Origin of the sequence: Streptantibioticus cattleyicolor NRRL 8057 = DSM 46488, assembly GCF_000240165.1 — a bacterium.
Taxonomy (GTDB): Bacteria; Actinomycetota; Actinomycetes; order Streptomycetales; family Streptomycetaceae; genus Streptantibioticus; species Streptantibioticus cattleyicolor.
In genome coordinates this window covers 1134972-1153980 of record NC_017585.1, presented here as the reverse complement: position 1 = coordinate 1153980, position 19009 = coordinate 1134972, and the positions used below count along the sequence as shown (strand labels likewise).

Genomic DNA, 19009 nt, shown 5'->3' with positions numbered 1-19009 from the left:
CGGCCGACTCACGCATCCGCCAAGGGGATTCGCCACAACCATCCCCCGCTCAACTCTCGCCACTAAGGTGGACTAGACCAACTTGCCCTGTCAACCATTGATTTGGGGAGAAACCCGGGACGTCGCGACGCGGTGACGGATACGGCACTTCGAGTGATTGGCATGGTTACGACAACGACTGCGCGCCGTCCGGAAGGCGGACGCTCCCCTTGACACGTCAGATCGGGGTGGGCCACCGTTGGTCCATACCAATTGCCCCCGGTGCGATCGGCGTGTCGGCACCATCGCGGAAGGCCCAGTCGATGTCCTCCAGTAACCACAGCAGCGAGTTGCGGCGCCTGGCGCTCTCCGTCCTCCAGCCGGGCTTCGAGGGCACCGAGGCGCCGGACTGGGTGCTGCGCGCGATCGGTGAGGGCCTCGGCTCGGTCGTCCTCTTCGCCCGCAACATCGCCACCCCCGAGCAGGTGGCCCGGCTCACCGCCCGACTGCGCGCCGAGAACCCCGAGTTGGTCATCGCGATCGACGAGGAGGCCGGCGACGTCACCCGCATCGAGTCCTGGACCGGCTCCACCCGCCCCGGCAACTTCGCCCTCGGCGCCGTGGACGACGTCGAACTCACCGAGTCCGTCGCCCGCGACCTCGGCCGCGAACTCCACGCCGCCGGGGTCAGCCTGGACTACGCGCCCAGTGTCGACGTCAACTCCAACCCCGACAACCCGGTCATCGGCGTGCGGTCGTTCGGCACCGGCACGGAACTGGTCTCCCGGCACGCCGCCGCCTGGATCCGCGGCCTCCAGTCGGCCGGCGTGGCCGCCTGCGCCAAGCACTTCCCCGGCCACGGTGACACCGCCGTCGACTCCCACCACGGACTGCCGCGGTACGAGGCCGACGCCGAGGAGATCGCCGCGCGGGCGCTGCCCCCGTTCCGCGCCGCGCTCCAGGCGGGGGTGCGCGCGGTGATGAGCGCCCACCTCCTGGTGCCCGCCTACGACCGCGACCTGCCGGCCACCTTGAGCAGCAGCGTCCTGGAAGAACTGCTCCGCAAGGAACTGGGCTTCGACGGCCTGATCGTCACCGACGGCATCGAGATGGGCGCGGTCGCCGACCGCTACGGCATCGACGGGGCCACGGTCCGCGCCATCGCGGCCGGCGCCGACGCCATCTGCGTGGGCGGCGAGAGCGCCGACCAGGGCACCACCGAACTCCTCGCCGAGGCGCTGGCGGCTGCCGTGGTCCGCGGCGACCTGGCCGAGGAACGCCTCGCCGAGGCGGCCGGACGCCTGCGTGCCTTCGCCGCCTGGTCGACGGGGCTGGGCCGGTCCGTACCCGTGGACCCGGTCGGCGGCGACATCGGTTTCACCGCGGCCCGCCGCGCCGTGCGGCTGACCGGCCCCGTCCACGACGTCCTGCCGCTGACCACCGCGCCGCACGTGGTGGAACTGGTGCCCGCCACCAACCTCGCCATCGGCAAGGAGACCCCGTGGGGCGTGGCCGTCCCGCTGCGCGAACGGCTCCCCGGAACCACCTTCGTCCGGGTGCACCAGCGGCAGCTGGCGGCCGACGCCGGGTTCCTGGACGCGCACGCGCTGGCGCCCGCCTCGGGACGCCCGCTGGTCGTCGTGGTGCGGGACGCCTCCCGGCACGCGTGGATGGAGCGCGCCCTGGGCACCCTGGCCACCGCCCGCCCCGACGCCATCGTGGTGGAGATGGGCCTGCCCGGCGCACCGCACCCGGGCGCGGTGCGCATCGACACCTGCGGTGCCACCGCGGCGTCCGGGGTGGCCGCCGCGGAGATCCTGGCGGGCGCGGGACACACGGTGCCGGCGCGGACCGCCGAGCCCGTGTGACCGCCGGCCGGGCGCCCGGTGCCGGGCTACCTCGCGGTCACTCCGCGATGCCCCGGGTGAGCACGACCACGGTGACGAACCGCCGGTAGAGGCGGACCGGGTCGGCGTCGGTGAGCTCCACGGTCACCGGGTCGATCCGGGTCACCCCGGTGATCCACGTCGCCATGTCGGCGAGGTCGGGGTTGCGGAACCGTACGGTGAGCGTGGCGGGGAGCGTGATGCGCGGCGGGGCGGCGTCCGGCAGGGCACGCACCGCCTCGCGGGCGGCGTCCCGGATCAGTTCGCGGGCCTGCTCGGGGTGGAGGCTGTCGGCGGCGAACCGGGAGATGGACGTCTTGACCACGGCGCGGTGGATCCCGGGGCAGAACGGCTCGATCTCGGCGGCCGTGGTGTCGTCACCGGTGATGAGCACCACCGGCACCCCGTGCCCCAGCGCCACCAGCGCGTTGATGCCGCTCTCCCCCGCCGTCACCCCGTTGAGCCGCACCTCGGCGATGGCCAGCGGGTTGTAGGTGTGCGAGAGCGTGGCCGGAGCGCCCGACATCGAGCCGTGGTACGAGACGAAGAAGACACCGTCGAACGAGGCGTCCAGCCCCTCCATCATGTACAGCGGCTTGTGGCGTCCGGAGAGGTAACGGGCCCGGCCGGCCAGGGCGTCGGGGCGCAGGTTGGCCATGGTCGAGTGGGAGTCGTTGACCAGGAAGGCGGAGGCCCCGCCGGCCATGGCGCCCTCGATCGCGGCGTTGACCTCCTCCTGCAACAGGCCGCGGTAGTAGGCGTATTCGGGCTCCGAGGGCCTGCACTGCGACCAGTCGACGACCCCCGCGGTGCCCTCCATGTCGGACGAGAGGAAGATTTTCACGCCACGCTCCAAGGGTGCTCTGCCGCGCGCCGGGCGCGGTGATCGTCACCGTACGCCGGGATCGGGCCGGTGACCAGGGGGCATCGGCGCCGCGCGGGGTCACGCCGGGGGCGCCACCACGGGCGGGTCGCCCCACGGGGTCTCCAGCGCGGTGCGCAGCGCGTCGAGCGTCCGGCGGCCGATGCGGGCGGCGAGTTCGTCCTCCAGCCGCCGCAGGACGGCGAGCGCCTGCCGGTGCGCGTCCGCGCCGCGCTCGGTGCGGCGGATGAGCCGTTGCCGGGCCGAGGCGGGGTGCGCCACCTGTTCCAGCAGCCCGGCGGCGACCAGGCTGTGCACGGCCTGGTGGGCGGTCTGCCGGGTGACCGCCATCCGCCGGGCCAGCTCGGAGACGGTGGTGCCGGCCTCGTCCAGCTCCGCGAAGAGCTGGAGCTGGGTCGGGGAGACCGGCGGGGTGCCCGCCCGCTCCATGGCCGCCACCAGCGCGTCCTCGAACCACCTGCGGGCCTCGCCGAGCAGTTGCGGAAGGTTGCGGCCGGTGTGCATGGGCTCCTCACGAGGGACGGGGTACGGCGGACGTACGCCGGTCAGCCTACGGGTACGCGCGCCGTCTTGCCGTCCGCCGCACTGTTATGTCAGGCTGCCTGACATAACATACCTCCGTTCCGCTGGGAGTGCCATGACCTTCGAGTACGCCACCCGTTACCGCAGCGCCTCGCGCATCCCCGCCGAGCCGGGCAGGCCCTACTTCGTCGAGAAGGGCGAGGGCGACCGCGCCCACCTCTTCGGCGACCTGATCACCATCTACGCGGGCGGCGAGCAGACCGAGAACACCTTCAACTTCTTCACCTGCGAAGGCCCCAAGGGCGACATCATCCCGGCCCATCTGCACCCGGAGACCTACGAGGTGTTCTACGTCACCCAGGGCGCGGTCCGGCTGTTCGTCGAGGACACCGCGGGCGAACAGCGGGAAAAGCTGCTCACCGCCGGTGACTTCGGCTTCGTGCCGAAGAACTGCCCGCACGCCTACCGCATGGAACGCCACCACACCCAGGTCGTCGGCGTCGCCGCCGGACCCGGCGGGACCTTCGAGCGCTTCTTCGAGAACCTCGGCGCCCCCACCGGTGAACTCGGCCTGCCGTCCGAACCCGTCGTCCCCGCCCCGGAGAAGTTCCGTACCGTGCCCGGCCGTTACGACGTGCGCTTCCTCCCCGACCACCGGTGGCGCACCGGGTGAACGCGGCTGCGCCCGGCAGCCCGGGGGCGCGTCACGCGCGGTCGGGCAGCGGCGGGCCCAGCGTGGTGGTGCCGGGGCGGGCCAGCCGGGTCAGGCCGCGGCGGTAGACGACGACCGCCTCCTCGGTGCGGCCGTGCCGGTGCAGCAGGTCGCCCAGGAGGCGTGCGGTGTCCGCCAGGTCGCCGGTGACCTCGGCCTCCTCCTGGAGCGGGATGGCGGCCCGGTAGTGCGCCTCGGCGGCGGCGTCCTCGCCGCGTTCCTCGTGGATCAGGCCGAGCAGCCGGTGCGCGGCGGCGGCGTGGACGGCACCGTTGCCGGGGCCGAGTCCGGCCAGCAGTCCGCGCAGCACCTCCTCGGCCTCGGCGGGGCGACCGCGGCGCCGGCGGACGTCGGCGAGCTCCACCTCGACCTGGACGGCGTAGAACTCCGCGCCGACCGCGCGCAGCATCTCCCGGGCGGTACGCAACTCGTCCTCGGCCTCGGCGAGCCGCCCGTGCTGGGTGTGCAGATAGCCGCGCATCCAGTGGCACTGGGCCAGCTCGGTGCGGATCTCCCGGCGCTGGTACAGCTCCTCCGCCTTGACCAGGTGCGTTTCGGCCTCGGCGTACCGGCCGCGCGCGGCCAGGGTGCGCGCCACCGAACGGTGCAGCCCGGCCACCGCCACCGGATCGGGCACCGAGGGCGCCAGCCCGAGGGCGAGCGAGGCGGCCTTCGCGGCGCGCTCGTAGGCGCCCAGGTCCATGTACGGGGTGATGACGGTGGCGTACAGCAGCAGCAACGCCGCGGGGTCGGGCAGCCCCTCGGCGTTGAGTTCGTCGATGGTCTTCTCCAGCAGATAGCACGCGTACCGCACGTCACCGCGCAGTTGGTGGACGGTGGCGAGACCGCGTACCGCCCGTACCCGCTCGGGCAGCGGTGCGTCGGCGAGCAGACGCTGTGCCCGCTCGAACTCCTCCTGCGCCTCGGCCAGGGCGCCGCGCCGCACCAGCCCGTTGCCGAGGGCGACCCGCAGTTCGGACTCCAGGTCGGCCACACCGTGCCGCCGGGCGCGGGCGATAAGGGCGGTGAGCAGCGGTCCGGTCTCCTCGCCCGCGTCCATCAGGCGTCCGGCCTCGGCGAGCCCCTCGCGCAGTTCGGTGCGGAGGGTGGCGGGGACGCCGCTGGCCAGTTGCTCGTAGGTGGTGTCCAGCTTCTCGGCGAAGTAGCGCAGCGCGGTCTCGGAGGCGCGTGCCTTGCCAGCCTCCAGGGTGGAGACGTAGGCGGCGGTGTACTTCGGCTCGGCGAGCTGACGTTGCGTCAACTTCCTGGCGTTACGCAGCCGTTGGATCCGCTCGCCGACCTCCTTGGCGTCGCCGACCTGGAGGTCCGCACCGTGACCGGCGTTCGACATCGGCACCTTCCCGTCCCGGAGCGGCGCTGACGGCCGCGTGCCCGTTGCGTGCTTGCCCTGCGGGTCCGTACGGATCCGTACCGGACCCTTGCGGGGGCGGACCCGGGCCCCTAACTTAACTGATCGCGTAACCGTTCTTATTCGCCGACTTAAGTCGCCGGCCCCCGCGTCCCCGGCCGTCACCGCGCCCCGCCGTCCGCCACCTCCCGGAGCATCCATGGCACCCTTGCGCAAACGCCTCGCCCTCGCCGCCGTCCTCACCTCCGCGCTCGCGTCGCTGTGCGCCCCGGCCGCCGGAGCCGCCACGCCGTCCGCCGTGGCGCCCACCGTGCCGCCCGCCGCCCGTACCGCCGCCGCGACCGGGCCCACCTGCTGGTACGGAGCCTGCTACGACTACGTCTACGGCCGCCAGACCACCGACACCACGGGCGCCGAGATACGCATGGCCATCGCCGCCCCCGAGGTCGACCCGGCCAGGGACGACGAGCACTCGCTCCAGGAACTCTCCCTCCAGGACACCGCCCGCAAGTCCACCGTCGAGGTCGGCTGGACGGTGGACCGCGGGCTCAACGGCGACGACCGCCCCCACCTCTTCGTCTACCACTGGGTCGACGGGCAGACCTCCTGCTACAACGGCTGCGGCTTCGTCCCGGTCTCCCGGACGGTCACGGCGGGCATGCCGCTGCGGGCCGGCCACGCCGCGCGGTTCGCCATCCGCAACCTCGGCGGCGACTGGTGGATCTTCTACGACCACCACGCGGTCGGCTACTTCCCCGGCGCCCTGTGGAACGGCGGCTACCCCAGGGCCCAGGTCGTCACCGCCTTCGGCGAGGTGGCCGCGGACGCCGACGACCTGCCGTCCTGCACCGACATGGGCAACGGCGTCCCCGGCGCCTCCCCCGGTGCCTCCTGGATCGCCGGCTACCGGCTCTTCGGGTCCGCCGACCGGCCCGCGTTCACGGTGAGCGCGTCCAGCCCGGACGCCTACGGTTACGGCCGGGCCACCGCGACCTCCTTCCGCCTGGGCGGCCCCGGCTCCGGCCGCTGCCCCGCGGCCCCGCCCGCCCCGGTGACCGGCGGCTGACCGGGACTTCCGGCGCCGGCTCGCATCCGTTACTTCTTTCGAGTGCAGGTGCGGTGGGACGGGTCTGACGGGACGACGGGCGGGGGATGACCGGCGTGAGTTGATCAACACACGACGGGGGAGCCGTACCGATGACCACCACCACCGAGCCCTACGCCCATCTCGCACCCGCCTACGACCGGCTGGTCGACTGGGTGGTCACCGAGCGCGGTGAGTGCCCGCGCGGCAGGATCGCCGACTTCCTGGCGGAATACTGGGGCGGACGGCCGCGCCCGGTCCGCACGGTGCTGGAGGTCTGCTGCGGCACCGGGCTGACCCTCGCCGAGCTGGCCGGGCGCGGCTACGCCGTCACCGGGCTCGACCGCTCGGCGGCCATGCTGGAGCAGGCCGCCCGGCGCCTCGGGCCCGACGTCCCGCTGGTGCAGGCGCAGTTGCCGAGCATCCCGCTGCGCCCCGGGTTCGACGCCGTGATCAGCGCGGCGGCCGGCCTCAACTACCTGCCCGACGAGACGGCGCTGACCGAGACGCTGGCCGCCGTGGCACGCGTCCTCGCCCCCGGCGGCACCTTCGTCTTCGACCTGCTGAGCACCACCCTCCTGGAGCGCTCCTTCGACCCGGCCGCGCCCCGGGTGCAGGGCGCCGAGCTGGAGGACGTCTCCTATCTGTGGACCTTCGAGACCCCGCCCTCCAGGGCCCACTTCGACCTCACCTACGTGCAGTTCCTGCGCCGGCCGGACGCCCCGGGCCAGACGTACGTCAAGACGCGCGAGGTGCACCGCATGTATCCGGTGCCCCAGGAGGCCGTCCGCCGCGCGGCCGACCGGGCCGGCTTCACGGACGTCGCCGTCCACGACAACTACGGGCCGCACCGGGCCGGCCCGGAAACCCTCTACGAGACCTGGACGCTGGCCCTCCCCGCCGCACCCGCCGCGGGGGAGCACGGGTGAAGCGTCACGAACTCGGCGCGGCCGGCCTCACCGACCCACGGCTGGCCCGCGCCTACCAGGCGTGCGCCGACCGGCTGCGCGGGCGCAACCCCGCCGCCTTCCCCACCACCCGGTGCCTGCTGCCGCCCGGCAAACGCCCCTACTACGACGCCCTCCTCGCCTTCTGCCGGCACACCGACGACCTGCTCGACGACCCGACGGTGGAGGTGGCGGAGCGGGAGCGCCGGTTCGACGCGTTCGCGGCGTACCTGACGGGGTTGATGGAGGCCGCGCCCGACGGGACGGCGCCCCCGTACGTGCCGTCCCCGTCCCCGTCCCCGGGCGACGGCGAGGAGCCGCCGGGTGCCCTGATCGCCGTGGCGTTCGCGCACTTCACCCGCGTCTGGCGGATCCCGGCCGAGTCGGTCTCCCGGTTCCTGCGCACGATCCGCGGCGATCTGCGGGTGACGGCCTACCCGACGTACCAGGATCTGCACGCCTACATGCGGGACGTCAGCGGGGAACCGGCGGTGTGGATCAACACCCTGTTGCAGCCGGCCGCCCCGGCCGAGCACTCCCGCCGCATGGTGGTCGCCCTCAGCCACGGGATCTACCTGCTGCACTTCATCGGCGACATCGGCGAAGACCTGCGGCTGGGCCGGGTCTACCTGCCGCAGGAGGACCTCGGCCGGTACGGCGTCACCCGCAGCGCGCTGGCGACGGCCGCCAGCACCGGGCGCCCGAGCGAGCCGGTGCGGCTGCTCATCCGCCACCAGGCCGTCCGCGTCCACCAACTGCTGGCCGCCTCCGACGGCTGGTGGCGGCTGCTGCACCCCGCCTCGCGGCAGTTCGCCCACCGCTACCACGCGCTGGCCCGCGACGCCCTCCACGACCTGGTGCGCGGCGGATACGAGGTGCCGCGCCCGGCGTCCCCGGCCCTGGCGACCGGCCGGGCCGCGCTGGCCACCGCCCGCACCGGCGCCGCCTACGCCCACGGTCTGCTGCGTCCGCTCTGGGCGCCGCCCGCCGCCGTCACCCGGTTGACCTGATCCTCCCGCCCTCTCCGGAACTCGGAACGAAATGCCGGATTCAAGGTGGTTTGACGGAGGGGCGCGGGGGTAGCAGCGCTCGCGGGGGCCGAACAGCCGAGGTGGTGGACCCGATGTCGGCAGGGACCCTTGTCGCCATCATCGTGCCGGTCGTGGTCGTCCTGGCCGCGCTGGCGGTGGTGGTCTGGATGCTGGCCAGACGGCGCCGGCTGCGGGAACGTTTCGGCCCGGAGTACGACCGCGCGGTCGCCGAGGACGGCAGCCGTCTGGCGGCCGAGCGCGAGCTACGGGAACGCGAGACGCGCCACGAGGAAATGGAGATCAAGCCGCTGCCGCCGAGCACCCGGCAGCGTTACGCCGAGGACTGGACGCGGGTGCAGGAGCACTTCGTCGACCGGCCCGAGGAGACCGTGCGGGAGGCCGACCGGCTGGTCACCTCGCTGATGGGCGAGCGCGGCTACCCCACCGGCGGGTTCCAGCAGCAGGCCCGCGACCTGTCGGTGCGGCACGCCCGCACCCTGGAGCACTACCGGGCCGCCCACGCGGTCGACGAACGAGCCGTCCGCCACCAGGCGACCACCGAGGAACTGCGCGGCGCCATGGTGCACTACCGCGCCCTCTTCGACGACCTCCTGGAGGACGGACAGGAGCGCCCCTCCGGCGACCGGTCCTGAACGGGCCGGTCCCGAGCCAGGCCATCCGGCGGGACGCCACCAGCCGCCCCGCCGCACGGAGGTGAACACCGATGCGCAACACGCGACCCGACCAGCCCGGCACGGGCGACCTCTCCACGGAGGACCTGGCCGGCACCACCGCGGGCGAACCGCCCACCCCGCCCGACGCCCCGCAGTTCCCCGGCGAGGCGATCGACACCGGTACGAAGACGGAGACGGAGACGGAGACGGAACCCGAGCCGGAACCGGAACCCGAGGCCGAACCCCAGGCCGGCGCCGAGGAGGGACCCACGGCAGCCGAACCTGTCGGCGGCACCACGGTCAGCGACGCGGACAAGGACACCGACACCGACCGCCCCGGGACGACGGAGGAGTCCCTGCTCGGCGACGCCGGCGAGGACTTCCGCAACCGCTGGCAGGAGATCCAGAGCGGATTCGTCGACCGCCCCGAGGACTCCGTCCACCAAGCCGACGCACTCGTCGCCGAAGTGATGCAAGCTCTCGCCGCGTCCTTCGCCGAACACAAACAACAACTGGAACACCAGTGGCACAGCGGCGCCCAGGTCCCGACCGAAGACCTCCGCGTCGCCCTCCAACGCTACCGGACCTTCTTCAACCGCCTCCTCAGCGCCTGACCGCAGCCCCCGGCGGCCCGGCCCGAAGCACCCGGCGACACCGCACCCGCCGCGGCACCGAGCCCCCGCCGGCGGCGCCGTACGGGCCGCGCCACCCACCCGCGCCCCCGGCGCGGATCACACCCCCTCGCGCCGCGACAACGCCACCGCCGCCACCCCTCACCCCACCGCCACCACGGCGCAGCACAGCAGCGCGGTCACCAACCTGCCGGTGGAGCCTGGGGATTGGGCGCCGTAGAGGGTGCCGCAGGCTGCGATGCCGAGGGCGAGGCCGAGTTGGCGGGAGCTGTTGGCGGCGGCGCCGGCGGTGCCGTACTCGGGCGGGACGGCGGCGATGGCCACGGCGGGGAGCACCGGGGAGACGATGCCGGCGCCGAAGCCGGTGATCACCAGCGCCGGCAGGAGCGCCGGCCACCCGGGCCAGGCGGGGAGCAGCAGACCGGCCGCGCAGCCCGAACCGATCACGACGGTCGCCCCGCCGAGCACCCGGGCCGGGGCCGCGCCGTGCAGCCCTTCGCTGACCAGCGCCGACGCCACGAAGAACGACACCACCTGGACGGTCAGCACCAGTGAGGTGCCCAACGGTCCTAGCCCCGTTGTGCCCTGCAACCACAGCGACAGCACCGGTAACGCGCCGAACGACGCGAAGTAGTAGCCGAAGGCGACGACCAGCACGCCGACGAGACCGCGCCGGGCGAAGAGCCGTGGCGGCATCATCGGCTGCGGGCCGAGCCGTTCGGCGGCCACGAACCCGGCGACGGCGAGGACGGCGACCAGGGCGGCGACGAGCGTTCCGGGCGCGGTCCAGCCGCGGTCGCCCCGTTGATCACGGCGTAGGTGAGCGCGGTGGCGGCGAGTGTGAAGGTGCCGATCCCGGCGGGGTCGACGCGGGTGCCGGTGCGGGCGCCGTCGGTCAGTGAGGTGACGGCGAGGACGACGGCGGCCACGCAGACCGGCAGCGGCGCGAGGAAGATCCAGCGCCAGCCGAGGAGTTGGGCGAGGAGGCCGCCGGAGAGGGTGCCCACGGCCCCGGAGGCGCCGGCCACCGTTCCCCAGACGGCGAACGCGCGCGCCCGGGCCCGGCCGTGGTAGGTGAGTCCGACCAGCGGCAGGATGGTGGCGAACATCGCGGCACCCGCCGCCCCCTGCACGGCGCGCGGTGATCAGCGTGCCCACCGAACCGGTGAGCCCGCAGGCGAGGGTGGCCAGGCTGAAGACGGTCAGCCCGGCCAGGTGGACGCGTTTGCGGCCCAGGTTGTCGCTGATCGAGCCCATGCCGAGCAGCAGTCCGGCGAGGGCGACGGTGAACACGTCCACGATCCTCTGCCGGGCACCGGTCCCGCCGCCGAGGTCGGCGCCGATCGCGGGCAGGGCCACGGTGACGATCGTGGTGTTGAGCAGCAGCAGGAAGGTGCCCACGCAGGCGGCGGTCAGCGGACGCCAGGAGACGGGCGGGGGTTCGGCGGCGGGGCCGGAACCGTTCGTCGCGGCGGTGGTGTCGGGACGGTCGGGGTACGAGGCGTCGGCCATGCACCGCACGATGCTGTAATGCCCTTGTGCCTGAGAGCCATTACTACCCCGCGATCCTGCGTCTGGTGACCGACATCACCAACCGCCCGCCGACCGGACTGGACGATCTGCGCCACCGCTGCGTGACAGCCGGCCTGGGCCCCGGCATCCCGGCGGGCCCCGCCGACCTCGCGGAGATCCGCCGTCTCGGCGACCGCTGGGCCGAGATCGTCGACGCGGACACCGAGGAACGCCGGGTCGCGCTGCTCAACGCACTGCTCGCCGAGGCCGCCGCCTACCCCCGGATCACCACCCACGACGGCTGCGGCTGGCATCTGCACTACCGCGACGACGGCGTCGGCCTCGCCGCCGTGCTGCGTGCCGTGACCGGCGTGGCCGCCGCACAACACCTCACCCAGCTCGGCATGGACCGGCTCGGCCGCTGCGCGCTGGACGAATGCCGCCTGGCCTTCGTCGACTTCAGCCGTGGCGGCCGGCAGCGCTACTGCTCCCGCGCCTGCGCCAACCGCGACGCCGTCCGCCGCCACCGCCGCCGGAACGCCGGCTGACACCGGGCCGACGGCGCCCTCGAACGCGGCGTCCGAATGCCGCCGGACCCCACGCCCCGGCCCGACCATGATCGAGTCGTCAACCCATCCGGGAACGTGAGACGGAGAACGACATGACCGGGCAGTTGTACGGCAAGGTGGCACTGGTGACCGGCGGCAGCCGGGGGATCGGCGAGGGCGTCGCGCTGCGCCTCGCCGAGGACGGCGCCGACGTGGCGGTGACCTACCGCGACTCCGGAGACCGCGCGGCCGAGGTGGTCGACCGCGTCAAGGCGCTGGGCCGCCGCGGCTGGGCCGTACGGGCCGACGCGGCGGACCCGGAGGCGGTACGGGACGCGGTGCGCCGCACGGTTGGTGACGCCGGGCGCCTCGACGTCCTGGTCAACAACGCCGGCATCGGCGTGCTCGGCCCGCTGGCCGAGATGACGCCGCAGGACATCGACCGCGTGCTGCACGTCAACGTCCGGGCGCCGTTCGTCGCGTGCCAGGAGGCGGCGGCGCACATGGCGGAGGGCGGACGGATCGTCACCATCGGCAGCTGTGTCGCGGAGCGGGCGGCCTTCCCCGGCAGCGTGCTCTACGGCACCAGCAAGGCGGCGTTGACCGGGCTGACCCGTTCCCTCGCCCGCGAACTGGGTCCCCGTGGCGTCACCGTCAACCTGATCACCCCCGGGCCGATCGACACCGACCTCAACCCGGCGGACGGCCCCGCGGCCGACCCGCAGCGCGCGCTCACCGCCCTGGGCCGCTACGGCCTGCCGTGGGACGTCGCCGCCATGGTGGCCCACCTCGCCGGGGAGGGCGGCCGGTACGTCACCGGTGCCGAGATCGCCGTGGACGGCGGTTTCGCCGCCTGACCCGCCGCAGGAGTCCACCGGGTGGCGGTGCCCGGGCCGTGGACGGTACGGGCGGGCGCGGCGGCACCCGGATGGCCGGTGGCCTGCCGCGCCCGGGAACGCGGGGCGGTAGCGTCGGCAGGGACCACGGCACGTCGGCGGCCCCTGGCAGGCCGGTGACCCCACCGCGGAAGGGACGTGATCGCCGTGCGGACATCGGTACTGGCGGGCGTCGGTTCACGGCTTCCGGCACGCGAGGTGACCAGCGAGGAGGTCGCGGCTCACATCGGCGGGACCGCGCGGTGGATCCACACCCGTACCGGCATCCGCTCCCGGCACGTGGTGGACCCCGGGGTCACCACCGGCGACCTCGCCGTGGCGGCCGGCCGCGCGGCGCTGGCGTCGGCGCGCGCCGACTCCGTCTCGGCGGTGGTGGTGGCCACCACGTCACCGGACCGCCCGTGCCCGGGCACCGCGCCGGCGGTCGCGGCCCGGCTGGGGCTGGCGGGGGCCGCGGCGCTGGACGTGCAGGCGGTGTGCGCGGGCTTCGTCTACGCGCTGGGCACCGCGCAGGGGCTGATCGCGGCCGGTACCGCGGACAGCGTGCTGGTGATCGGGGCCGATGTGATGTCGCCGTTGCGGGACCCCTCCGACCCCGGTGTCTTCCCGCTCTTCGGTGACGGGGCCGGCGCCGTCGTCCTGCGGGCGGGACGGGAGGGCGAGCCCGGGGCGCTGGGGCCCACGGTGCTCGGCGCCGACGGCCGGGGCCGGGACCTGATCACCGTGCCCGGCGGCGGGTGCGAGGAGGCCGTCGGCGCCACCGGGGCGACGTCCGAGCGGTATCTGCGGATGCGGGGACGTGAGGTGTTCGCCCGGGCGGTGGAGTGCATGGAGGCCGCCTCCCGCCAGGCCCTCGACGCGGCCGGCTGGAAGGCGGACGAGGTGGACCGCGTGGTGCCGCACCAGGCCAACGCGCGGATCATCACCATGCTCGGGGAGCAGCTCGGCATCGCGGCGGACCGGATCCTCACCAACATCGAAGACGTGGGCAACACCTCGGCGGCGTCCGTCCCGTTGCTGCTCGACCACGCCCACCGGGACGGCGGCCTCGCGCCGGGGCAGCGCGTCCTGCTCACCGCGTTCGGCGGCGGGCTCGCCTGGGGTGCCACCACCTTGGTCTGGCCCCGCCTGGATCGTCCCACCTGACCACCACCGGCACACCGGGAGGCGTCATGTACGACATCCTCACGTCCATCCTCACCAGCCGGTTCCGGGTCAAGCCGGAGCTGATCCGGCCGGACGCCCCGGTGCGGGCGCTGGGCCTGGACTCGCTGTTCATGGTGGAGCTCTCCCTCGTCCTGCGGAAGGACCCGGGGGTCCACGTGGAGGTCGGCGACCTGCTCGGGGCGGACACGCTCGCCGAACTGGCGCGGGCCATCGAGCGCAAGCACCATGCCTCCGCCTGACGCCGCCGCCCCGGGCCCCGGCGCCCCGCCCCGTCCGGCGCCCGCCGAGCCCCACGTGGTGGAGTTCGGGTACCGGGGATACCGCTACGCGGCCCGGGTGAGCCCGTGTGCGGAGGCGCGGACCGAACCGTTGCTCGTCCTCGGCGGGGCGCTGCAGAGCAAGGACGCCTGGCGCCTCCACGAGATGGACTTCGCCACCTGGGCCACCACGGTCGCCATCGACGTCCCCGGGCTCGGCGACGCCGATCCACTCCCGGTCCACCACGGCCTCGACTTCCACGCCGACGCGCTGCGGCACGCGCTCGACCGCCTGGCGATGCCCTCGGTGAACGTGCTCGGTTACTCCTACGGGGCCCTGATCGCCTACCAGTTGGCGTGCGCCTTCCCCGGCCGCGTGGCACGGCTCGCCCTGGCCGGGATGGGCGAGCCGGAACCGGAACAGGCCGAGGACGCCGCCGAGATACGGGAGATGGCGCGGCTCCTCCAGGACGGCGCCTGGGACGCCTTCGCCCGCCGGGCCGCCGACGTCCTCACCCGCACCACCGGCATCACGCGCACCGACGCGTCCGCCGCCGTCCAGTTGCTCGTGCACCGCCAGTTCACCACCTTGTCCGCGGACAGGACGCGGCAGTACCTCGCCAACCTCGAACGCCTCAAGTACGCCTACGAGCACCGTGGTTCATGGATCACCGGCCCGGCGGACGGCGCCCCCCTGGCCGTGCCCACCCTGCTGTTCACCGGGGCCGGCGACACGCTGGCCACCCCGGAACGCGTCCGCGCCTTCACCGCCGCCTTCGCCGACGCGACGTTCACCACGGTCCGCGACAGCTGGCACCTGGCCCTGCTGGAGCGCCGCGCCGAGTGCACCGATCTGCTGCGCCGTTTCTTCACCGACGACCTCGCGCGGACGCCGGGGTACTGCACTGCGATCGAGCGCCTCGGGGCGACCGGCCGCAGGTGAGCGGGGGTTGTCGTACCCCTGCCGTATCGTCGCCGTCATGACCGTTCACCTTCCTCGGCTCGACCACGAGCAGCGCCGCGCCCGGCTCGCGCGGCGTCATCTGCTGGCGCCCTCGTGGCGGGCGCCGGACGTCGGGTCGGTCGCGGACGCGGTGGTGGCGCTGCACGCGACGGATCCGGCGACGGTCTACCTGTCGGCCTGCGCCCGGCTCGCCCGGCCGGACGCCGCCGAGGTCGACCGGGCGCTGTACGAGGAGGTGTCACTGGTCAAGCTGTTGTCGATGCGGCGCACGCTGTTCGCGGTCACCGCGGGCTTCGCGCCGTACGTCGCCTCCTCCACCGCCCGCGCCGTCGCGGCACGTGAACGCGCCCAGCTCCTCAAGCACTTGCGCGAGGGCGCGACCGGCTGGGACGAGCGGCGGCTGGTGGAGGCCGAGCGCGAGGTGCTCCAGGCGCTCGCCCGGCACGGTGAGGCCACCACCGCCGAGCTGTCCGAGCACGTCCCCGCGCTGCGCGAGACGATCCTGAGGTCGCCCGGCAAGCCCTACGAGGCCCGGCAGAGCGTGGGGAGCCGGCTGCTGCGGCTGCTCGCCTCGGACGGGCACGTGCGCCGGGGCCGGCCGCGTGGCTCGTGGACCAGCAGCCTGTACCCCTGGGCCCCGATACCGCAGCTCCCCGACGTACCCGTGCGGGAGGCCAGGGCGGAGGTGGTGCGCCGCTGGCTGGGCGCGTTCGGCCCGGGGAGCGAGGCGGACGTGAAGTGGTGGACGGGGTGGTCGCTGCGGGACGTCCGGGCGGCGCTCGCGGACGTCGCGGCGGTGGAGGTGGAGCTGACCGGCGGCACCGGGTACGTCCTGCCCGGCGACGAGGGTCCGGAGGAGGCCGGCGAGGCGTGGGCCGCGCTGCTCCCCGGGCTCGACCCGACGGCGATGGGCTGGCGCGAGCGCGACTGGTACCTCGACCCCGGTCACATACCCCACCTCTTCGACCGGGCGGGCAACATCGGCCCCACCGTGTGGTGAAACGGGCGGATCGTCGGCGGCTGGGCCCAGCGCGCCGACGGGGAGGTCGTCCGGGAGCTGCTGTCCGACCCCGGCCCCGAGGCGGTCGCCCTGATCGAGGCCGAGGCCGGACGCCTCGCCGGCTGGCTGGACGGGGTACGGGTCACCCCGCGGTTCCGCACGCCCCTGGAGCGTCGGCTGAGCGGCTGAGGCACACCACGGATCCCCGGGTCACCGGGGCAGCCGCAGAACGCCGGCGAAGGCGTCGGCGAGCAGCCGTTCCTCGTCGAGCGGACGGCCGGCGGGGCGGTCGGCGTCGCGCGTGGCGTCGTCGTGGGCGGTGTCGTCGTGCCGCCAGGCGATGATCCCGTCCGGGCGCACCAGCACCGCGCCGCGGCCGGTCAGCCGGTAGCGGTCGGCGCACTCGGCGGAGTCGGCCAGGTGGGCGCGTACGGGGACGCCGAGCCGGGCGCCGACGGCTCCGGCGGCGGTGCGCCAGGCGTGGCCGTCCGCCCCGGTGAGGAGGGTGAAGCCGGCCCCGAAGAGGTCGATCACGGAGATCTCGCGGCCGTCGTGGCGGATGGTGGCGTTGGGTGCCCGGAAACCGACGCGGGCGCTGGGGCGCAGCGGGTCCTCCAGTTCCACCGCGCCGTCCACCACACCGGCCCCGAAGGCCGCGGCCATGGGGTCGACGAGGTCGGGGAGGTCGTCGCCGCCGCGCAGGTGCGGGGCCATCCGCTCGGCGTAGTTGGCGAGTTGCTGGCCGGCGACGAGTTCGCCGACGGGGCGTCGTTCGGCGTCGTAGGTGTCCAGGAACTCCGGGCCGGTGGCGCCGCCGACGGCCAGGGCGAGCCGCCAGGCCGCGTCGGCGCCGTCCTGCACGGCGAGGTTGCCGCCCTGGCCGCCGGTGGGCGGCATGGTGTGCGCCGCGTCGCCGGCCAGCAGCACCCTGCGGTGCGGGTCGGTGAAGCGCGCGGCCACCTGGTGCGCCATGGTGAAGTCGGCGTGGTCGACGACCTCGATCGCCAGGTCGGGTACGCCGGTGGCGACGCGGGCCAGTTCGGCGCAGCGTTCGTCGGTGAAGTCGGCGGCGGACTGGCCGCGCCCGGGGTCGTAGTTGACGGCGAGTCCGTAGTGTCCCTGGTCGATGACGATGAAGGCGCCGTCGAAGACCTCGTTCTGGAGGTAGTGCAGCAGGAAGGAGGTGCGGTCGACGATCCCGTCGAGGTCGGCGGCGAAGACGATGACGTGGGTGTGGCCGAGGACGCCCTTGCCGTGGACGGGGATGCCGAGGGCCTCGCGGACCGGGCTGCGGTGGCCGTCGGCCGCGACGAGGTGGTCGGCGCGCACCGTGGTGCCGTCGGACAGCTCGGCGGTCACCCCGTCGGGGTCCACCCGCAGGTGGCGCAGGGCGGTGGAGAAGCGCAGTTCGGCGCCGAGGCGTTCGGCGGCCTCGCGCAGGACGCGTTCGCCGACGGCCTGGCTGACCGCGGCGAAGCCGGCCGGGCTGAGGTTGCGGTAGGGCGTCATGTCGCGTCCGGGGCCGCCGAGCACCACCTTGGGGTCGGGGTCGGTGAGGGAACGGCCGACGACGATCCTGGCCTCGGCCATGAAGTCGAAGCGCGACTGCGCCATCAGCGCGTCCGCCACGCCCGGCAGCGGACGCAGCATCTCCATCGTCCTGGGCATCAGCCCGAACGCCTTGGGCTGCACGGACGTCGACGCGCGCCGTTCCACCAGCAGCGTCGGCACCCCGCGCCAGGCCAGCCCGGCCGCCGCGCTCAACCCCGCGTACCCGGCGCCCACCACCAGCACCGGAACCCGTGTTTCGGACATACCGATCCCCTCCCCATGGTCACGCATCCGTATGACGGCAGCGGTCGACCGCCGTCGAGCAACACGTTATATCGCGTTAGCGTGACGTCAAGTGCCGCTGGTCGGAGCGGGTTTGGGCGCGGTATCAGGGAAACGCGATACAGTGGCACGACGCGACAGCGCGACGGCCTCGGCGGTGCGGCGGCGTCAGCGGCGCGACGCCAGCACGCAGTCACCGCAGACCGCGCCCGTCCCGCCCGGCGCCGCGCGGTAGATCAGGCAGCAGCTGCGGCGCCGGAACGCCCCGGCGGCGCCCGTGCGGACGTGAGCGGCCCGCAGAGCCGGCTGCGCCAGCAGGACATCGGCGGCCTGGCGTATCGGCCCCGCCGCGCCGGGCGCCGAGTAGGCCGCGGCGGCCACAGCGCCGTTGACCGCGGAGGCGACGTTCCCCCACAGCACGCGCCGGGAGACCGACAACTCGGCGAAGACACCGACGAGTTGGCCGAGCGCCCCGTCGACCAGCCCGGCCGCCACCGGCTCGGACAACCCGCGCCCCGGCCGCCCCTCGTCCGCCGGCGCGCCGAACGGCAGCGACAGCGGGAACGCCCCGCCGGACCCGGGCCGCCACCACATCTCGGCCAGACCGGGGGCCGACGGCAACCCGTACGCCGCGGCCACTGCCAGCAACGGCGACACCAGGCGGGCGACGACGCCGAGATGGGTCACCGAGGCCGCGACCCGCGCCGCGACCTCCTCCGGCCGCCGCCCGTTGCCCGCCGCGAGCCGGCCCCGCACCGAGGCCACCCGCTCCGCCAACGCCCCCGGTTCCCGCACCAGTTGGTCCAGCGGTCGCCAGGGCCCCATGGCCGCCGCCCCCACGTCGTGCGCCTCGAAAGCGAAGAACGGCCCCAGCGCCGCGACCCGCCGTGCCCTGTCCGCCGTCGACTCGGTCATGGGGGGAGTTTAGGGCCGCGCCAGCCGGGGTTCGCCCGGTGAGGAGCGGCGTCCGGTGCGGTGCGTCGCAAGGCGCCGGATCGGCCGCGTTCCCCCTGCCCCTCGGTCGGTCCGGCAACGCCGCGAGGCGCCGCGACGGGGCGAACCCTGACTGACGCGGCCCTAGGGACGGACGGAGTCGAGGAAGGCGGCGCAGCG

At 74.4% G+C, this 19009-nt stretch carries 20 protein-coding genes and 1 pseudogene; 14 read left to right on the top strand and 7 right to left on the bottom strand.

Annotation, left to right across the window (positions count from 1 at the left end):
• Positions 1 to 302: 302 nt before the first annotated feature.
• Positions 303 to 1847, top strand: coding sequence for a glycoside hydrolase family 3 protein (locus SCATT_RS32815; protein WP_014151043.1), 1545 nt, complete (start codon positions 303 to 305; stop codon positions 1845 to 1847).
• Between the two features lie 37 nt (positions 1848 to 1884).
• On the opposite strand, the gene SCATT_RS32810 is transcribed toward SCATT_RS32815, so the two are convergent.
• Together SCATT_RS32810 and SCATT_RS32805 are read right to left on the bottom strand one after the other, a co-directional pair.
• Positions 1885 to 2709 (bottom strand): M55 family metallopeptidase, encoded by an 825-nt coding sequence (locus tag SCATT_RS32810; protein WP_014626995.1) that lies wholly within the window; start codon positions 2707 to 2709, stop codon positions 1885 to 1887.
• Between the two features lie 99 nt (positions 2710 to 2808).
• Positions 2809 to 3252, bottom strand: coding sequence for a MarR family winged helix-turn-helix transcriptional regulator (locus SCATT_RS32805; protein ID WP_014151045.1), 444 nt, complete (start codon positions 3250 to 3252; stop codon positions 2809 to 2811).
• Between the two features lie 133 nt (positions 3253 to 3385).
• Between SCATT_RS32805 and SCATT_RS32800 the strand changes: the two genes are divergently transcribed.
• Positions 3386 to 3943, top strand: coding sequence for a quercetin 2,3-dioxygenase (locus SCATT_RS32800; protein WP_014151046.1), 558 nt, complete (start codon positions 3386 to 3388; stop codon positions 3941 to 3943).
• Positions 3944 to 3974: 31 nt separating this feature from the next.
• Here SCATT_RS32800 and SCATT_RS32795 read toward each other — a convergent pair whose 3' ends face one another.
• Positions 3975 to 5333 carry a helix-turn-helix domain-containing protein gene (locus SCATT_RS32795; protein ID WP_014151047.1) on the bottom strand — a complete coding sequence of 453 codons (1359 nt, stop codon included), beginning with the start codon at positions 5331 to 5333 and terminating at the stop codon, positions 3975 to 3977.
• 217 nt (positions 5334 to 5550) lie between these two features.
• Here SCATT_RS32795 and SCATT_RS32790 point away from each other — a divergent pair, with 217 nt between their 5' ends.
• The 5 genes from SCATT_RS32790 (at position 5551) to SCATT_RS32770 (ending at position 9701) form a co-directional block, all read left to right on the top strand.
• The gene (locus SCATT_RS32790) at positions 5551 to 6417 is read left to right on the top strand and encodes a neprosin family prolyl endopeptidase (protein ID WP_014151048.1); all 867 of its coding nucleotides are present in this window, start codon (positions 5551 to 5553) and stop codon (positions 6415 to 6417) included.
• 131 nt (positions 6418 to 6548) lie between these two features.
• On the top strand, positions 6549 to 7364 hold the full coding sequence (locus tag SCATT_RS32785; protein ID WP_014151049.1) for a class I SAM-dependent DNA methyltransferase: 816 nt from the start codon (positions 6549 to 6551) through the stop codon (positions 7362 to 7364).
• Positions 7361 to 8392 carry a phytoene/squalene synthase family protein gene (locus tag SCATT_RS32780; protein WP_014151050.1) on the top strand — a complete coding sequence of 344 codons (1032 nt, stop codon included), beginning with the start codon at positions 7361 to 7363 and terminating at the stop codon, positions 8390 to 8392. The genes SCATT_RS32785 and SCATT_RS32780 overlap by 4 nt, the downstream gene beginning before the upstream one ends.
• 113 nt (positions 8393 to 8505) lie before the next feature.
• On the top strand, positions 8506 to 9066 hold the full coding sequence (locus tag SCATT_RS32775) for a hypothetical protein (RefSeq protein ID WP_014151051.1): 561 nt from the start codon (positions 8506 to 8508) through the stop codon (positions 9064 to 9066).
• Positions 9067 to 9137: 71 nt separating this feature from the next.
• Positions 9138 to 9701 (top strand): hypothetical protein, encoded by a 564-nt coding sequence (locus SCATT_RS32770; protein WP_014151052.1) that lies wholly within the window; start codon positions 9138 to 9140, stop codon positions 9699 to 9701.
• Positions 9702 to 9860: 159 nt separating this feature from the next.
• On the opposite strand, the gene SCATT_RS40055 is transcribed toward SCATT_RS32770, so the two are convergent.
• Together SCATT_RS40055 and SCATT_RS40050 are read right to left on the bottom strand one after the other, a co-directional pair.
• A complete protein-coding gene (locus SCATT_RS40055; protein ID WP_065762360.1) occupies positions 9861 to 10448 on the bottom strand; it encodes an MFS transporter in 588 nt (195 codons plus the stop codon).
• The gene (locus tag SCATT_RS40050) at positions 10415 to 10828 is read right to left on the bottom strand and encodes an MFS transporter (RefSeq protein WP_014151054.1); all 414 of its coding nucleotides are present in this window, start codon (positions 10826 to 10828) and stop codon (positions 10415 to 10417) included. Before SCATT_RS40050 ends, SCATT_RS40055 begins: the two co-directional genes overlap by 34 nt.
• A 266-nt stretch (positions 10829 to 11094) precedes the next feature.
• Between SCATT_RS40050 and SCATT_RS40045 the strand changes: the two genes are divergently transcribed.
• The 7 genes and pseudogenes from SCATT_RS40045 to SCATT_RS32735 all read left to right on the top strand — a co-directional run bounded on the left by SCATT_RS40045 (position 11095) and on the right by SCATT_RS32735 (position 16252).
• Positions 11095 to 11250: a hypothetical protein gene (locus SCATT_RS40045; protein ID WP_231904899.1), complete on the top strand. Its 156-nt coding sequence runs from the start codon at positions 11095 to 11097 to the stop codon at positions 11248 to 11250.
• A 7-nt stretch (positions 11251 to 11257) separates the two neighbouring features.
• Positions 11258 to 11779, top strand: a complete 522-nt coding sequence (locus SCATT_RS32760; protein ID WP_014151055.1) for a CGNR zinc finger domain-containing protein — start codon at positions 11258 to 11260, stop codon at positions 11777 to 11779.
• A gap of 113 nt (positions 11780 to 11892) precedes the next feature.
• Positions 11893 to 12636, top strand: a complete 744-nt coding sequence (locus SCATT_RS32755) for an SDR family NAD(P)-dependent oxidoreductase (RefSeq protein WP_014151056.1) — start codon at positions 11893 to 11895, stop codon at positions 12634 to 12636.
• A gap of 177 nt (positions 12637 to 12813) precedes the next feature.
• Positions 12814 to 13821 (top strand): beta-ketoacyl-ACP synthase 3, encoded by a 1008-nt coding sequence (locus SCATT_RS32750; protein WP_014151057.1) that lies wholly within the window; start codon positions 12814 to 12816, stop codon positions 13819 to 13821.
• A 26-nt stretch (positions 13822 to 13847) separates the two neighbouring features.
• Positions 13848 to 14081 (top strand): acyl carrier protein, encoded by a 234-nt coding sequence (locus SCATT_RS32745; RefSeq protein WP_014151058.1) that lies wholly within the window; start codon positions 13848 to 13850, stop codon positions 14079 to 14081.
• On the top strand, positions 14068 to 15042 hold the full coding sequence (locus tag SCATT_RS32740) for an alpha/beta fold hydrolase (RefSeq protein WP_042507724.1): 975 nt from the start codon (positions 14068 to 14070) through the stop codon (positions 15040 to 15042). The genes SCATT_RS32745 and SCATT_RS32740 overlap by 14 nt, the downstream gene beginning before the upstream one ends.
• 37 nt (positions 15043 to 15079) lie before the next feature.
• Positions 15080 to 16252 (top strand): annotated as a pseudogene (locus SCATT_RS32735) (winged helix DNA-binding domain-containing protein).
• 21 nt (positions 16253 to 16273) lie between these two features.
• Here SCATT_RS32735 and SCATT_RS32730 read toward each other — a convergent pair.
• Positions 16274 to 17878, bottom strand: coding sequence for an FAD-dependent monooxygenase (locus SCATT_RS32730; protein WP_014151061.1), 1605 nt, complete (start codon positions 17876 to 17878; stop codon positions 16274 to 16276).
• Between the two features lie 186 nt (positions 17879 to 18064).
• Positions 18065 to 18811, bottom strand: a complete 747-nt coding sequence (locus tag SCATT_RS32725) for a (2Fe-2S)-binding protein (protein WP_014151062.1) — start codon at positions 18809 to 18811, stop codon at positions 18065 to 18067.
• Between the last annotated feature and the right edge of the window lie 198 nt (positions 18812 to 19009).

What these genes read in the sequence shown, in the direction of transcription:
- SCATT_RS32785 (WP_014151049.1), top strand. Translation starts at nt 6,549, where the DNA reads ATGACCACCACCACCGAGCCCTACGCCCATCTCGCACCCGCCTACGAC.
- SCATT_RS32815 (WP_014151043.1), top strand. Translation starts at nt 303, where the DNA reads ATGTCCTCCAGTAACCACAGCAGCGAGTTGCGGCGCCTGGCGCTCTCC.
- SCATT_RS32800 (WP_014151046.1), top strand. Translation starts at nt 3,386, where the DNA reads ATGACCTTCGAGTACGCCACCCGTTACCGCAGCGCCTCGCGCATCCCC.
- SCATT_RS32775 (WP_014151051.1), top strand. Translation starts at nt 8,506, where the DNA reads ATGTCGGCAGGGACCCTTGTCGCCATCATCGTGCCGGTCGTGGTCGTC.
- SCATT_RS32795 (WP_014151047.1), bottom strand. Translation starts at nt 5,333, where the DNA reads ATGTCGAACGCCGGTCACGGTGCGGACCTCCAGGTCGGCGACGCCAAG.
- SCATT_RS32790 (WP_014151048.1), top strand. Translation starts at nt 5,551, where the DNA reads ATGGCACCCTTGCGCAAACGCCTCGCCCTCGCCGCCGTCCTCACCTCC.
- SCATT_RS32745 (WP_014151058.1), top strand. Translation starts at nt 13,848, where the DNA reads ATGTACGACATCCTCACGTCCATCCTCACCAGCCGGTTCCGGGTCAAG.
- SCATT_RS40050 (WP_014151054.1), bottom strand. Translation starts at nt 10,828, where the DNA reads ATGTTCGCCACCATCCTGCCGCTGGTCGGACTCACCTACCACGGCCGG.
- SCATT_RS32770 (WP_014151052.1), top strand. Translation starts at nt 9,138, where the DNA reads ATGCGCAACACGCGACCCGACCAGCCCGGCACGGGCGACCTCTCCACG.
- SCATT_RS32725 (WP_014151062.1), bottom strand. Translation starts at nt 18,811, where the DNA reads ATGACCGAGTCGACGGCGGACAGGGCACGGCGGGTCGCGGCGCTGGGG.
- SCATT_RS32755 (WP_014151056.1), top strand. Translation starts at nt 11,893, where the DNA reads ATGACCGGGCAGTTGTACGGCAAGGTGGCACTGGTGACCGGCGGCAGC.
- SCATT_RS32730 (WP_014151061.1), bottom strand. Translation starts at nt 17,878, where the DNA reads ATGTCCGAAACACGGGTTCCGGTGCTGGTGGTGGGCGCCGGGTACGCG.
- SCATT_RS32805 (WP_014151045.1), bottom strand. Translation starts at nt 3,252, where the DNA reads ATGCACACCGGCCGCAACCTTCCGCAACTGCTCGGCGAGGCCCGCAGG.
- SCATT_RS32740 (WP_042507724.1), top strand. Translation starts at nt 14,068, where the DNA reads ATGCCTCCGCCTGACGCCGCCGCCCCGGGCCCCGGCGCCCCGCCCCGT.